9 protein-coding genes are annotated in these 13,149 nt (G+C 60.3%); 5 read left to right on the plus strand and 4 right to left on the minus strand.

The features are described 5' to 3' along the window. Window positions 1-103: 103 nt before the first annotated feature. The gene (locus AC13Q5_RS24730) at window positions 104-1,006 is read right to left on the minus strand and encodes a LysR family transcriptional regulator (RefSeq protein ID WP_488503491.1); all 903 of its coding nucleotides are present in this window, start codon (window positions 1,004-1,006) and stop codon (window positions 104-106) included. Between the two features lie 138 nt (window positions 1,007-1,144). Here AC13Q5_RS24730 and AC13Q5_RS24735 point away from each other — a divergent pair, with 138 nt between their 5' ends. The 4 genes from AC13Q5_RS24735 to AC13Q5_RS24750 all read left to right on the plus strand — a co-directional run bounded on the left by AC13Q5_RS24735 (window position 1,145) and on the right by AC13Q5_RS24750 (window position 6,790). Then, entirely contained in the window at window positions 1,145-2,371 is a 1,227-nt protein-coding gene (locus tag AC13Q5_RS24735) for an HlyD family secretion protein (RefSeq protein WP_488503492.1), read from the plus strand. A 78-nt stretch (window positions 2,372-2,449) separates the two neighbouring features. Further along, window positions 2,450-4,072 carry an MDR family MFS transporter gene (locus AC13Q5_RS24740; RefSeq protein WP_488503493.1) on the plus strand — a complete coding sequence of 541 codons (1,623 nt, stop codon included), beginning with the start codon at window positions 2,450-2,452 and terminating at the stop codon, window positions 4,070-4,072. A 30-nt stretch (window positions 4,073-4,102) separates the two neighbouring features. Further along, window positions 4,103-5,308, plus strand: coding sequence for an adenylate/guanylate cyclase domain-containing protein (locus AC13Q5_RS24745; RefSeq protein ID WP_083961400.1), 1,206 nt, complete (start codon window positions 4,103-4,105; stop codon window positions 5,306-5,308). Window positions 5,309-5,698: 390 nt separating this feature from the next. Further along, a complete protein-coding gene (locus AC13Q5_RS24750) occupies window positions 5,699-6,790 on the plus strand; it encodes a porin (protein ID WP_488503494.1) in 1,092 nt (363 codons plus the stop codon). A gap of 160 nt (window positions 6,791-6,950) precedes the next feature. On the opposite strand, the gene AC13Q5_RS24755 is transcribed toward AC13Q5_RS24750, so the two are convergent. The 3 genes from AC13Q5_RS24755 to AC13Q5_RS24765 all read right to left on the minus strand — a co-directional run bounded on the left by AC13Q5_RS24755 (window position 6,951) and on the right by AC13Q5_RS24765 (window position 10,494). After that, complete coding sequence (locus AC13Q5_RS24755) at window positions 6,951-8,285, minus strand: acetyl-CoA hydrolase/transferase family protein (protein WP_488503495.1); 1,335 nt, start codon at window positions 8,283-8,285, stop codon at window positions 6,951-6,953. 302 nt (window positions 8,286-8,587) lie between these two features. Then, window positions 8,588-10,066: a multicopper oxidase family protein gene (locus AC13Q5_RS24760; RefSeq protein WP_488503496.1), complete on the minus strand. Its 1,479-nt coding sequence runs from the start codon at window positions 10,064-10,066 to the stop codon at window positions 8,588-8,590. Window positions 10,067-10,299: 233 nt separating this feature from the next. Further along, window positions 10,300-10,494 carry a heavy-metal-associated domain-containing protein gene (locus AC13Q5_RS24765; RefSeq protein ID WP_457882058.1) on the minus strand — a complete coding sequence of 65 codons (195 nt, stop codon included), beginning with the start codon at window positions 10,492-10,494 and terminating at the stop codon, window positions 10,300-10,302. Window positions 10,495-10,653: 159 nt separating this feature from the next. On the opposite strand from AC13Q5_RS24765, the gene AC13Q5_RS24770 reads away from it, so the two are divergent. Further along, window positions 10,654-13,146: a heavy metal translocating P-type ATPase gene (locus AC13Q5_RS24770; RefSeq protein WP_488503497.1), complete on the plus strand. Its 2,493-nt coding sequence runs from the start codon at window positions 10,654-10,656 to the stop codon at window positions 13,144-13,146. Window positions 13,147-13,149: the final 3 nt, after the last annotated feature.

The following is a 13,149-nucleotide window of genomic DNA, read 5'->3' on the forward strand; positions in this document are numbered from 1 at the left end:
GGCAATTCCGGTCGAGCATTGCATGTTATTCGGTTTGCCATGGCTTTGAGATGGCTCCATTCACTGCTGGGTCATCGACGGAAAAGAACAAGCCCGATCTTGCTCAGGTCATCCACTTGCGGTGCTCAACGAAACGCTCCGCCAAGAGGTCGATGAACAAGCGCACTTTCGTCGGCAGATGGCTACGGTTCGGATAGATCGCGCTGATCGTAAACTCCACGGCCCGATAGTCGGGCATGGCGCGCACGAGGCGACCGGCGGCAACCTCGTCATAGACGATGAAACTCGGGGCAAGGAAGATGCCCTGCCCGCTTGCCAGGAGAAAGCGCAATGTCTCGGCGCTGTTGGAGACGACATTGCCAGAGATCTTGACCCCCACCTGCTTGCCATCGGCATCCTCGAAACGCCATTCATCGCCGTAAGGGTAATAGGTATATTGCAGGCAATTATGCTCCGCGAGGTCGGCCGGCACCTTCGGCATGGGATGTGTGTCACGATATTCGGGCGAGCAAACGAGCATATGACGCCAGGGCGCAAGCTTGCGTGCGACAAGCGTCGAGTCCTGCGCAGGCAAGGTTCGGATCGTGAGATCATAACCCTCCTCGACCATGTCGATCGACCGTTCGCCGACGTTGAAATCGAGAGAGATCGCAGGATATTGCGTCATGAATTCATTGACGACGGGGAGCAGGAAGCGGACGATGGCGCCGCTGGTATAGAGCTTGAGCGTTCCCCTCGGCATGGTGCTAAGGGCGCCCGCCGCCCGATCGGCTTCCTCGAGATCGGCCAGGATCTGCGAGGAGCGCTCATAATAATATTTGCCGGTTTCCGTCAGGCTGACCCGGCGCGTCGTCCGGTTCAGGAGCCGCGCGCCGAGACGGTCTTCCAGCGATTGCACATGATTGCCCACCATGGTGACGGACATGTTGAGCCGGCGGGCGGCGGCTGAGAAACCACCACATTCCACCACCCGGCCAAAAACTGCGAGGCTGGTCAAACGATCCATATTGTCCTCGGATTATCCACTGTGACTTGATGATCCTTCCCGATTTGAGGAGATTATCAGAAGGACCGATCGGACGCATCTTCATCGCATCAAAAATGGCCCCATGCAAAAGGGGTGCTGCACTGAAGGAAACGAACAATGGTCGAACTCCCCCGCAACGAGGCGTTCAAGAACGCAAGTCAAGCCGATGCAGCTCCGGCCAGCGAGGTAGCCAAGTCTCCCGGTACCGAGGCTCCGCAGGGTGTAACGACCGAAGCGCCTGTCGCTGCCGCCACGCCCAAGGCAGACAGAAAGCTCATCAAGCGCGGCGTGCTGATTGCTGCGCTGCTGGCCGGCGTCGCGGTCGCAGCCGACTTCGGCTATCGCTACTGGACGGTCGGGCGCTTCATCGAAGCCACCGACGATGCCTATGTGAAGGCCGATTACACCACGATTGCCCCAAAGGTCGCCGGCTATATCAAGGACGTGCTGGTCAACGACAATGACAAGGTCAAGGCCGGCCAGGTGCTTGCCCGCATCGACGACCGCGATTTCCAGGCCGCACTTTCCCAGGCAAAGGCGGATCTCAAGGCCGCGGATGCGGCGATCGCGAACATCGATGCACAGATCCAGCTGCAGCAATCGCTGATCGGGCAGGCCAAGGCAACGGTCGACGCATCGCAGGCCTCTCTGGATTATGCCGTGTCGGATGCCGCGCGTTCGGCTCGCCTGATCACCAACGGTGTCGGCACGCAATCGCGCGCTGAAGAGACCGAATCGGCCAGAAAACAGACCGCCGCCGCTGTCGAGCGCGATCAAGCCGCGCTCGTCGCCGCGCAGAACAAAGTGCCGGTGCTGCAGACCCAGCGAGATCAGGCAGCCGCCCAGCGCGATCGCGCAGCCGCCGCCGTTCAGCAGGCTGAACTTAACCTGTCCTATACGAACATCGTCGCCGCCGTTGACGGCACCGTCGGCGCCCGCTCGATCCGCGTGGGGCAGTACGTGACGTCAGGCACGCAGCTGATGGCGGTAGTGCCGCTGCATTCGGTCTATGTCGTCGCGAACTTCAAGGAAACGCAGCTCACCTATGTACGTCCCGGACAGTCGGTCGAGATCAAGGTCGACAGCTTCCCCGACGCCACCATCAAGGGCCATGTCGACAGTCTCTCGCCGGCAAGCGGGCTCGAATTCTCGCTGCTGCCGCCCGATAACGCTACCGGCAACTTCACCAAGATCGTCCAGCGCATACCGGTGAAGATCGTCATCGACGACGAGCATCTGGCCGGGCTGTTGCGCTCCGGCATGTCGGTGGAGCCGGAAATCGATACCAAGGCCGCCCAAACATCGACCGCTGACGCGCAAGGATTATCCAGCCACGCTGGATGATCCTTCCCGATCTTCGTCGATTATCAGCTCAGCATTGTCATGAGATTATTCCGGCATGACCCCGGAAGGAGACGCGTCGTGGCCACTCTTCAGATCGCCGCAAACAACAATTCAGCCGTATCCCAGGGCGCTGCAACCACTGCCGTTGCCGGAGCTGCCATGAGCCCGCTGCGCATGTGGACCGCTGTGGTCGGTTCGACACTTGGCGCCTTCATGGCCGTTCTCAACATCCAGATCGTCAATGCCTCGCTGGCCGACATCCAGGGCGCGATCGGTGCCGGAACGGATGATGGCGGCTGGATCTCGACCTCCTATCTGATCGCCGAGATCGTCGTCATTCCCCTTAGCGCCTGGCTCGCCCGCGTCTTTTCCGTCCGCATCTACCTGCTGACCAATGCCATCCTCTTCCTGGTCTTTTCGGTCGGCTGCGCCTTTGCGGCCAACCTGCAGCAGATGATCATATTGCGCGCCATACAGGGCTTTTCCGGCGGCGTGCTGATCCCGATGGCTTTCACGATCATCATCACGCTGCTGCCGAAACCCAAGCAGCCGATCGGCCTTGCGCTCTTTGCCCTTTCGGCGACCTTCGCGCCGGCAATCGGCCCGACCATCGGCGGTTACCTCACCGAAAACTGGGGCTGGGAATATATCTTCTACGTCAATCTCGTGCCCGGCATTCTCATGGTCGGCATGCTCTGGGCTTCGCTTGACCGTGCGCCGATGAACCTTTCACTGCTCGCCAAGGGTGATTGGCCGGGCATCATCACCATGGCGGTCGGCCTTGCCGCACTGCAGACCGTGCTTGAGGAAGGCAACAAGGACGACTGGTTCGGCTCGCCATTCATCGTCCGTCTTTCCGTCATCGCCGCGATCTCGTTGACGCTCTTTCTCATCATCGAGCTTCGCGCCGCCCATCCGCTCCTCAATCTGCGTCTGCTGGTTCGCCGCAATTTCGGCTTTGGCATCGTTGCCAATTTCCTGCTGGGCATCGCGCTCTATGGCTCGGTCTTCATCCTGCCGATCTACCTGACACGCACCCAGGGCTACAACTCCGAGCAGATCGGCATGGTGCTTGCCTGGACCGGTATTCCACAGCTGATCCTCATTCCGCTGGTGCCGCGGCTGATGAAGCGTGTCGATGCCCGCCTGCTGATCGTCGTTGGCTTCGCGCTCTTTGCTGCCTCGAACTTCATGAATGTCCATATGACCGGCAACTATGCCAGCGACCAGCTCTTCTGGCCGAACATCGTGCGTGCCATCGGCCAGGCGCTCGCCTTCACGCCGCTGACTGCGATTGCGACGGCCGGAATCGAACAGGAAAATGCCGGCTCCGCCTCGGCGCTCTTCAACATGATGCGCAATCTCGGCGGCGCGGTCGGCATTGCGGCGCTGCAGACCTTCCTTACCAAGCGCGAGCAATTCCACTCGAACATTCTCACCAATTCCGTTTCTGTGTTCGAAGAGGCAACCCGCGACCGGGTAGCAAAATTGACCAACTATTTCATGAACCATGGGGTGAGCGATCAGGCGCTTGCCACGCACAAGGCGATCGTCGCCATCGCCTCCGATCTGCGCGCGCAGGCCAATATCATGGCCTTCAGCGACACCTTCTATCTGCTCGGCGTCGCGCTGGTCATCGCCCTCATCGCCAGCCTGCTTCTGAAGAAACCCGGCCACCTTTCCGGCGGTGCGGCACACTGAGCGCCGCACCTCAAAGAGGAGGAGATAGCCATGACTTTGCTGCATGACATGCCGAAGACCGCAAACGTCAATTCCAGAACGGACCGCGGCGGCGTCAACACCGCGGCTACCTTAAACCTGATCGAATGGCTGACGGGCGACGAATGCCATGCTCTCGATGAGGCCGGCCTCGTTGCCGGGCTCGGCCGTCGCCTGCAGGCCGTTGGGCTTCCCGTCGATCGATTGACGCTGCACCTGACGACGCTGCATCCCGAATTCATTGGCCGCACCTTCGCCTGGGCTCCCGGCGAGCCGGTCGAGATCCATGATCGCGAACATGGCTCGCGCCTCGCGCTCGCCAATACGCCGCTTATGAAGGCACAGGAAATGCGCGAGCCGCTCATCGTCGGTCCCGGCGAGAGCCCCCATGGGCGCTGGCAGCATATCGACATATTTTCCGGCCGAGGGCTGGTTCAACTGATCGTGGCACCGCTTTGCAATGCCGACGGGCCGATCAGCAGCGCCGTCTTCGCCACGCGGCGGCCCGGCGGCTTCACATCCAGCGAGCAGGACCTGATCGAACGCATCCTGCCGGCATTGCGCAACACCTGCGAGCTACGTGTTCTCAGACAATGCGAACTCAGCCTTCTCGACACTTACATCGGTCCGATGACGGCAAGCCGCATCCTGGCCGGACACATCCGTCGCGGGGAAATCGAATCGATGGAGGCAGCACTTCTACTGTGCGACCTGCGCGGCTTCACCGAGCTTTCCAATCGGCTGCCCGGCGAGACCGTGCTTGGGCTCTTGAACGCCTATTTTGACAAGGTAGTGCCGGCGATTACCCATGAAGGCGGAGAAGTACTGAAATTCATGGGCGATGCGGTTCTGGCATTCTTTCCAGGCATCGATGCGACCGGAGCCTGCAATGCCGCGCTGACGGCAGCAAAAACAATCCTCGGTGAAATAGGCGGCTTCGAATATGACGGCATCCACGTCAAGGCCGGCATTGCGCTGCACTATGGCGAGGTGAGCTACGGCAATGTCGGCTCCGGCAACCGCCTGGATTTCACCTTGATCGGCCCTGACGTCAATATCGTCAGCCGTATTCAGAACGTCTGTAGCGAAAGCGGTAAAGCGCTTCTGATGTCCGGCCCATTCCAGCAAAAGGCCGATATCACCGATGCAATCTCGATCGGGCGGCGGCAGCTGAAAGGCTTTGCCAAGGCGATGGAGTTGTTCGCGATCGCATATTGAAGCTGCCGATGAGGCGAGAGAGATGAGCCTTCGGGGCATTCCGTCGGTAGGCCGATTGCCTGGCTGGACTTCCCGTCTGAGTTTTCTCGTCAAGCATGTGTTGCATTAAATCAACAACCGCTTTTTCCGTTTCTGAATGGCTCCAGCTCAGATTTACAAACAATCCGAATGTATATAGCTCTTTCTTCAGGACCTAATTGGCTTGCGATCTGGTGGGGTGTTGTTTCAGCCGCCAGCTAACGAGGTTCCATCGGGGTGGGGATAGTACCGGCAGTCTATTGCAAATGCAGTGCCTGTTTTTTGCTTCCTGTTTATGGGGAGCACTTTCAGGATGGCCTATTATGCTCGCTCCTTGGATTACGTACGAATAGTTACAACCAGGAGTTTACAATGAACATCAAGAGCCTTCTTCTCGGCTCCGCTGCCGCTCTGGCAGCAGTATCCGGTGCTCACGCGGCTGACGCTATCGTAGCAGCTGAGCCGGAGCCGCTGGAATACGTCCGTATCTGCGACGCATACGGTGCAGGCTACTTCTTCATTCCCGGTACCGAAACCTGCCTCAAGGTCGGCGGCATGGTCCGTACCGAAGGCAAGTGGTACGACGCCTACAATGCCAACAGCCATAACGGTACGCTGTGGCATACCCGCGCTCAGCTGAGCCTCGACACCGCAACCGACACCGAATACGGCCCGCTGAAGACCAACACGGTCATCCGTTGGGATTGGCAGGAAGGCAACAGCACCAGCACCAAGCTGCTCTGGGCCAACATCAGCCTCGGCGGTTTCCTCGTCGGTAAGGCAGACTCGCAGTATAACTCCTACATCGGTTATGCCGGCGACGTCATCAACGACGACGTGATCTATGACGGCCCGTACGAACTCAACCAGTTGACCTACAACTACGACGCAGGCAACGGCTTCACGGCTGTCGTCTCGCTCGAAGACAGCAACTCCAGCGGCTCGGGCGCTGGCTATGGCGCAAGCTGGGCATCTGACGACAAGGCCAACCACTACGCTCCTGACGTTGTTGCCGGTGCTGGCTTCAAGTCCGGCGCATGGGGCTTCAAGGTCGTTGGCGGTTACGACTCGATCAAGTCGGAAGGCGCTATCAAGGCTCGCGTCGATGCTGACTTCGGCGTCTTCTCGGCCTTCTTGATGGGCGGCTGGAACACCGATGGCGACAACCTCAACAAGTACGCCGGCACCAACCTGGCTCGCTCTTCTTGCCCGGCTAACGATGCATCGAAGTGCGGCTGGGGTGACTGGGCTGTTTGGGGCGGCGTTGGCGTTCCGATCAACGAAAAGCTGAAGTGGAACCTGCAGCTCGCCTACACCGACTCGAAGATCTTCGCAGCGACCACGAACCTCAAGTTCAACCCGGTCAAGAACCTGCTCATCGAGCCGGAAGTCTCCTACACCAACTTCGATTCTGTGAACCAGGATCAGTGGGCTGGTATCCTGCGCTTCCAGCGTAGCTTCTAATACCGAATTACCTGGTCTACCTGGGACCGGGTACGGGAAGCCTGATGTACCGATCCATCAGGCTTCTCAAAGTGATCGGTTGACCTCCGATCAAAGCCGGAAGGATCCGGTTTCCCTCCGGGTCCTTCTTATTGCCCAAGCAAGATCAACGATGACTACGTCAATCCGGCGCGTAAAATCCCGCCTGATGGGCGGCTCGGTCCAACTCTTCCCTGAAATCGGGATGGGCAAGCGCAATCATCGCCTTTGCCCGCTCTGCCACCGATTTACCCTTGAGATTGGCCCAGCCATATTCCGTCACGACGATATGGATATCGTTGCGTGATGTCGTTACCGGCCCTGTCAGCGTCGGAACGATACGCGAAAGCGTTCCCTTGGCCGCCGTCGCATGGCAGGCGATGATCGAACGGCCGCCGCGTGAGCCATAGGCGCCGCGGACGAAATCCACCTGCCCGCCCGAGCCGCTGAACTGCCTTCCATTGACGAATTCGGAATTGCACGCCCCGTTGAGATCGATCTGCATCGTCGCATTGACTGACACCATACGATCATTCTGCGCGATGACGAACGGATTGTTCACGTAGTCGACGGGATGCGCTTCGACATGGGGATTGTCGTTCAGGAAATCGTAAAGCGGCTTGTCGCCCAGCGCAAAGGTGAAGATGGTTCGCCCGACATGGATCTGCTTGCGGCTATTGTCGACCACGCCCGCCTTGACCAGCGCGGCAAGTCCCGATGTCATCATTTCGGTATGGATACCGACGTGGCGATGGTGGGAGAGACCGGCACAAACCGCATCGGGCAATGCACCGATGCCCATCTGCAGACAATCGCCATCGTCCACAAGCCCGGCAATGATGGCGCCGATGGCATCATCGACTTCCGAACGGGGCGCAGCAGGGAGCACCGGCAAACTTGCGTCGTTCTCGACCAGAGCCGTGACGCTCGACACGGGGATCATGCAATTGCCGCGCACATAGGGCATGTTGGCATTGACTTCGAGGATCAGCCGAGTTCCCGGCTTGCGAGCGACCGCAAGCGCATAATCCGTACTGGCGCCGAGGCTGAAATTCCCGTCCGCATCCATGGGCGAGACGGTTGCGACCAACGTATCGACGCCGACATGCTCGACCAGCGAGCGCGGCACCTGACTGAAGTGGCAAGGCACGAGATCGCCAGCGGGCAACATTTCCGCCATTCGCCTCTTATCGAGGGCACGATCCACCGCTCCATGAAAATAACTCATGGGAATGATGCGGTCGCGCAAGTCGAAGTCGAGCACGCTGGAGCCGGCGACGCCTGTACAGAGCAGGTAGTAGAGCCGGATGTTGTCCACCGCCCCCGCCCGAGCACGCTCGGCCAGCGCCGCAAGAATGGCAGGCGGCTGGCCGGCAGCGATCGGCATGGCGATCTTCGCGCCGGATGGTATGAAGGCAACGGCCTCATGTGCAGAGCGCACGCGTTCGCGATATTGCGTCTGATGATTAGCGGCCATCGAGTCCTCCCCTTGAATGCCACCGTCAGCACAATTGGCATCCACTGCGAGATCGCATACGGCCCTCCTCCGAGGCCGTTGCGAGCGCTTTCGCTGCAATAGGACGCGCTTACATAAAAGCGCCTAACCTGCTGTTTGCGCAAGACCCGAACATCACGCGTACACCGGCGAAAGCGAAATCGGGCCCAACCTTCGAATCGCGGCCGACACCGCAACCTCATCAAGGACAAGTTCCAAAGGTCAGGGAAACAGGAGGGATAATGTCAATCCTCCCTCCAGGCTGCGATTGACGGTGGAGGTCGTCAGGCCTCTACGTCGATTGTGCCCATCATACCGAGATCTTCATGCTCGAGGATGTGGCAGTGATACATGCGCTGCCCCGGTAAATCCTGTCGCAACAGGATACGCACCGTCTCGCCAGCCGCAACGTTCACGGTATCCTTCCAGGCCCGGTAGGGTGGCTTGGCGACCGCCCCATCCTTTACGCGTTCGACAACCTGGAACTGCGTCCCATGGACATGAAACGGATGATCCATATCCGCCTGGTTGGCAATTTCCCAAAGCTCGACCTGCCCGACCTTCGAGACTTCGTCAACGCGGTTCATGTCGAAGCTGGCGCCGTTGATGAGGAACTTCATCTCCATGCCGCCCATGGATTCCGTTAGCGCAAAGCGGCGCGTGACCGCCGGCGCGGCGAGGGGTTCAATGGTGCGCAGCTTCGCCGGCAGCGGCGGCACGGACGGCGCTGCCACCTCCGAGACATTCGCCGTCAGCAAGGTCATGCCGGCCTCTTCGGGCTTGCCCGGCCCCATCCACCCCCGCTCATAGTCGAGCGTGGTGAGCTTTGCCGCTCCCGGCTTGTCGAACGATACGATGAGCTCGACGCGCTCGGCGGGCGCAAGCAGAAACTCGCCGACGCCGACGGGAGCCTCGATAAGACCCCCATCCGTTCCCACGAGCATCATGTCGGCATTCTCGAATGTCAGCCGCAGGAACCGCGCATTCGTCGCATTGAAGAGGCGCAGGCGACGCTTCTCCCCCTTTGCCACGGCCAGGACCGGATTTTTCTGACCATTGACCAGCACATGGTCGCCGACCCGCCCGTTCATCAGATCGATCATGTTGCTCGCCGGCATGCTTCCATCTTCGGCGATCCGAAGATCGGTGAACATCAGGACCGTATCGCCATACTCGGCGGGAATCGGGTCATCCTTGGGTTTCACGAGGAAGATGCCTGCAAGCCCACGATAAACCTGCTCGGCGGTAAGGCCATGCGGATGAGGATGGAACCAATAGGATGCGGCACTCCCCGCTGGTAGATCGAAAGCATAGATGTGCTCGCCGCCCGAAGCGACGGGTTCCATGGGATTGCCATCTTGATCGGCCGGCACCGGCATACCATGCCAATGAACCGTGGTCGGTTGGCCGGGAATGCCGTTCTTGAAGCTGATCTCGATCCTGTCTCCTTCATGCGCTTCGATCACGGGATTTCCACCGTTGTAGAGAAGCACGGGCGTATCGAGCCCCTCGGCGAAGCGAGCAAGCCCCTGCTCCGCGGCAAGCCTTGCCTTGAACAGACCGGCTTGGCTGGCCTCGTTCATCAAGCGTGGCAGCTCGCGCAGAGGCTGGCCTTCCGGCAAGACGAGCTTGTTGCCGGCTTTGGGCATCATGTTGTGAGCGCCGTTTCCGCTCATGCTGCCCATGTCGTGCATCATCTGGGCCGTGGCAGACCCGGAAATCGTAAGGCCCGCCAGCCCCACGAGAAAACTACGTCGGTACATCGATTGCTTCCTCTTGCTCACCTGGAAGCGATACGCCCGTAGGGCCGCTCGCCACGGTGTCGCGCCTTTTGTCTCTGTGTCGAAGGTGACTTCGAGGAGCCACCTTCCGGTCGTCAATTGCCGTGCTCGGCGCACCGCCTCTTCATCACGGCAATCTTGCCTTCCGCCGGCTCTGCGCACTCACCGGGCCTGCGTCGATGAAGATCGGGGAGCCTGTGCATAATCTGAACCACTCAGTTTGCGACTGCCGGATAGCCGGCCTGTTCGAGAGCCTGCTGGAGCATCGGCTGAGAGGCAGCCGTCTCGATCTTGACGGTGCGCGCGTCAGGATTGGTCTCGATCCTGGCGTCTGGATCGACGGATTGGATTGCCTTGGTGACGGACTTGGCGCAGCCGCCGCAGGTCATGTTTTCGATTCTGAGTTCCATGAGAATTCTCCTTGGTTTTGATCTCACGGCGCTCAAGGTGGGGCTTCCAACCATGGTAAGGTCAAGTGTCATCCGACGAAAAAAATGCTATTGACCTTCCAATGGTTGGAAGCCTCACCTTCCCTTCACAATCAAATTCGGAGCGTGAAAGGACCTCCCATGAATAGTTCAGTTCGGCCATTGGATTTGTCGACTGTCATATCTCTGCCTATCGAGGGCATGACTTGTGCATCCTGCGTGGGTAGCGTCGAGCGCGCCTTGAAGAACGTGCCGGGCGTCGATGCAGTATCGGTCAATCTCGCCACCGAAAAGGCGAGCATCACGACACACGCAGGCATCGATCACGCGGCACTCGTCCGGGCCGTCGAAAATGTCGGCTATTCCGTTCCGGAGAATTTCACCGCTGCGACAGGTTCCGTCGAGCTTTCGATCGAGGGTATGACCTGCGCCTCGTGCGTCGGCAGCGTCGAACGCGCCCTGAAGACCGTGCCTGGCGTGAGTGAGGCCACCGTTAACCTTGCAACCGAGCGGGCCACGATCAAAGGGGCGGCGGACGCGGCAAGCCTGATCACGGCGGTCGAGAACGCCGGCTACGAGGCGAAAATTATAAGCGCGGACCGAGGAGACGAAGAGGCCGGACGCGCGCGGAAGAAGGACGCCGAACGGCGGGAGCTCACCCGCGATTTCATCGTTGCCGCGATTTTGACGACGCCGGTCTTTCTCCTGGAGATGGGATCGCATCTCATTCCCGGCGTCCACGGTCTGATTGCAGAGACGATCGGGATGCAGCGGAGCTGGTACATCCAGCTTGCGCTGACGACGCTCGTCCTTTTCGTTCCCGGCATACGCTTCTATCAGAAGGGACTTCCTGCGCTCCTGCGCCTTGCGCCCGACATGAACTCGCTGGTCGCCGTCGGCTCATTGGCAGCCTACGGCTATTCGCTGGTTGCGACCTTCGCGCCTGGCCTGTTGCCATCGGGCGCAATCAACGTCTATTTCGAAGCGGCGGCCGTCATCGTGACGCTCATCCTGCTCGGCCGACTGCTCGAAGCTCGGGCCAAGGGACGCACCTCCGAAGCAATCAAACGCCTGGTCAACCTACAGGCCAAGACCGCGCGCGTCCGCCGCGATGGCAGGGCCGCCGATCTACCGATCGGTTCGGTCGTTTCCGGCGATATCGTCGAGGTTCGTCCAGGCGAACGGGTACCGGTCGATGGCGAGCTCATCGAGGGCGAGAGCTATGTCGACGAATCGATGATCACCGGTGAGCCCATCCCGGCCCTGAAGACGATTGGCAGTAACGTGGTTGGCGGCACGGTCAACCAGAAGGGCGCCTTTGCCTTCCAAGCGACCGCCGTCGGCGGCAATACGGTGCTGTCGCAGATCATTCGCATGGTCGAGGAGGCACAGGGCTCGAAGCTGCCGATCCAGGCCATGGTCGATAAAGTGACCATGTGGTTCGTACCAGCCGTGATGGCCGCGGCCGCCGTCACCTTCGCAGCCTGGCTCTATTTCGGCCCGTCACCCGCTCTCAGCTTTGCGCTGGTCAATGCAGTCGCCGTGCTGATCATCGCCTGCCCCTGCGCCATGGGGCTTGCCACCCCCACCTCGATTATGGTCGGCACCGGCCGCGGTGCGGAGCTGGGCGTGCTCTTCCGCAAGGGCGAAGCCCTGCAGCTGCTCAAGGACGCGAGCGTTGTCGCCGTCGACAAGACAGGCACACTGACTGAGGGCAAGCCGGCGCTGACCGACCTGGAACCGGCGGCGGGCTTCGACCGCTCCGGCGTGCTGCGCCTGGTGGCGGCGGCAGAAGCAAAGTCTGAGCATCCGATTGCCCGGGCGATCGTCGAGGCGGCGATCTCCGAGGATCTGACGCTGCCAAGTGTATCGGATTTCGAATCGGTCACAGGCTTCGGCGTTCGGGCGAAGGCCGGCGACAAACGTGTCGAGATCGGCGCAGATCGCTACATGGCCGAGCTCGGACTTGACGTCACAGGCTTCCGCGAAGTCGCCGAACGTCTCGGCAACGAGGGCAAGTCGCCGCTTTATGCCGCGATCGACGGCAAGCTCGCCGCAATCATTGCCGTCGCCGATCCGATCAAGGAAACGACGCCGGCAGCGATCAAGGCGATGCACGATCTCGGCCTGAAGGTCGCAATGATTACCGGCGATAATGCTCGCACGGCCAAGGCCATCGCCGCACGGCTTGGCATCGATGAGGTCGTGGCCGAAGTGCTGCCCGACGGCAAGGTCGAGGCCGTTCGCCGGCTCAAGCGCCAGCACGGCAAGGTGGCCTTCGTCGGCGATGGCATCAACGATGCGCCGGCTCTAGCCGAGGCCGACGTCGGTCTTGCGATCGGCACCGGCACGGATATAGCCATCGAGGCGGCCGACGTCGTCCTGATGTCGGGAAGCCTACAGGGCGTGCCGAACGCCATTGCCCTGTCCAAGGCGACGATCGGCAACATCAGACAAAACCTCTTCTGGGCCTTCGCTTATAACACGGCCCTGATCCCGGTCGCTGCCGGCGCCCTCTATCCGGCCTTCGGCATCTTGCTCTCGCCGGTCTTTGCCGCCGGCGCCATGGCCTTGTCGAGCGTCTTCGTGCTCGGCAATGCGCTGCGGCTACGTCGCTTCAGGGTCATCAACTAGCAA

The sequence above is a fragment of the Martinezella sp. CNPSo 3964 genome (genome assembly GCF_057784375.1).

Coding starts and splice junctions, on each gene's coding strand:
- AC13Q5_RS24730 (WP_488503491.1), bottom strand. CDS start 1,006: ATGGATCGTTTGACCAGCCTCGCAGTTTTTGGCCGGGTGGTGGAATGT.
- AC13Q5_RS24735 (WP_488503492.1), top strand. CDS start 1,145: ATGGTCGAACTCCCCCGCAACGAGGCGTTCAAGAACGCAAGTCAAGCC.
- AC13Q5_RS24745 (WP_083961400.1), top strand. CDS start 4,103: ATGACTTTGCTGCATGACATGCCGAAGACCGCAAACGTCAATTCCAGA.
- AC13Q5_RS24750 (WP_488503494.1), top strand. CDS start 5,699: ATGAACATCAAGAGCCTTCTTCTCGGCTCCGCTGCCGCTCTGGCAGCA.
- AC13Q5_RS24755 (WP_488503495.1), bottom strand. CDS start 8,285: ATGGCCGCTAATCATCAGACGCAATATCGCGAACGCGTGCGCTCTGCA.
- AC13Q5_RS24760 (WP_488503496.1), bottom strand. CDS start 10,066: ATGTACCGACGTAGTTTTCTCGTGGGGCTGGCGGGCCTTACGATTTCC.
- AC13Q5_RS24765 (WP_457882058.1), bottom strand. CDS start 10,494: ATGGAACTCAGAATCGAAAACATGACCTGCGGCGGCTGCGCCAAGTCC.
- AC13Q5_RS24770 (WP_488503497.1), top strand. CDS start 10,654: ATGAATAGTTCAGTTCGGCCATTGGATTTGTCGACTGTCATATCTCTG.